Source organism: Mesorhizobium sp. M0019 (assembly GCF_040323975.1).
Classification (GTDB): Bacteria; Pseudomonadota; Alphaproteobacteria; order Rhizobiales; family Rhizobiaceae; genus Mesorhizobium.
The window spans coordinates 1-1,376 of the sequence record NZ_JAMYVK010000131.1; the positions used below are offsets into that span (position 1 = coordinate 1).

The following is a 1,376-nucleotide window of genomic DNA, read 5'->3' on the forward strand; positions in this document are numbered from 1 at the left end:
CCCATAAGCGCTAACTTAGGGCATGGCAGCTATCCTTGCTGCGGCGGATTGGTTTTTGCGCCGTCTTGGTGGGTCGCAGACGTGACGAATGATTTCGGTGACGCGGGTGAGGATTTTTCCCGGCCGCATCACCCTCAGTATGGCGTTGAGGATTTCAGAACGCAGGAGACTATGCAGCCTCCAAAGGGACAGCGATTGCGCCGTGCGTGGTTTGGTCTTCACAGGGGGGAGAGTCGAGAACGTCGGTGACGGCCTCGTCGATCATCAGGGCCAGGATCAGGTGGGCCGTCAGCCAGCTTCGGGCGAGCCGCTCATCTCGCGCGGGAAGCTTATGGATGCCCATTCCGCTCTTGAGCCGCTTGAAGGCGAGTTCGACCTGCCAGCGCAGCCGATAGGTCTGCAGAACCTCGTCGGCCGTCAATTCATCGGCCGGGACCGAGGTCAGCAGCATGACGAAGCCTGCGGCAATGAGGGTCATCGGCTGCAGCCTGTTGCTGCAGCGGCGCTGATTGCCCCGCTTTGCCGCCTTCTGGGCCTTTTGCGTGGCCTTCTCATCCTTGCGCTTGACGATGAGCCTTGTCGGCAAGGGCGGCTTGCCTCGGCCCTTGCGACCCGAATGCTCCACGAGCACGTTCATCTCGCAAACCTCACCGGGCTGCATAGGCTCATAGATGGCGTTCCAGTCGACCCGTTGCCCGTCGGGCGTGGTCAGCCGAACACTGGTCCAGCCCGTGCGCACAATAAAGTCGGCACCCGCCGCTGCCACCTTTTCAAGGGACGGGGCACGGGCGTAGGCGCGATCGCCAACAACAATGTCGCCTTGGCGTAGCGGAACACGCAAGAAGCTTTCACCGCCGCGCACGTCGCTGATCTCCAGATGCGTGAAGCGCGCGAGCGCGGGTTCGTAGGTGGCATGCAGCCGCCAGTCCGTGCCGGCACTGCCGGGGCGCGAGATCGAACTGCCGTCGACAACGCGCAGCCGACGCCCCGTCGGCGCGGCGCTTTTGGCGCAAGCGTTTTGGAGCAAGGCGCCGGCAATGTCGCCAAGCCAATCGGCCGCTCCGCGCAAGCGCTTCAAAAGAGCAACATCCGAAAGGCTCGCAACGTCATTCACCCCGGCCCAGGCGGCAGCCGAGCGCAGGCTCATCGCGCCGGGGCCATAAGCCAACGCCAGGCGCAGCAATGTCGCTGCGTCCGCAACATTGCGACGACGCACCAGCGCTCCCGTCGCCCGCGCCGTCGCCTCAAGGTCAAGCGATTGCGACAGCCTCGATATCAGAGCCTGCCAGTCGGTTTCGATCGAATCATTCGTTCCCATCTGGCCGAGGAATCACATCTCGATTCCACCAGTCCACATCTAAGTTAGCGCCTATGGG

At 63.1% G+C, this 1,376-nt stretch carries 1 protein-coding gene; it reads right to left on the reverse strand.

Features of this window, described 5'->3' with window-relative positions:
• Positions 1-169: 169 nt before the first annotated feature.
• Complete coding sequence (locus tag NKK47_RS34980; protein ID WP_023674699.1) at positions 170-1,318, reverse strand: IS4 family transposase; 1,149 nt, start codon at positions 1,316-1,318, stop codon at positions 170-172.
• Positions 1,319-1,376 lie beyond the last annotated feature (58 nt).

What these genes read in the sequence shown, in the direction of transcription:
- NKK47_RS34980 (WP_023674699.1), bottom strand. Translation starts at nt 1,318, where the DNA reads ATGGGAACGAATGATTCGATCGAAACCGACTGGCAGGCTCTGATATCG.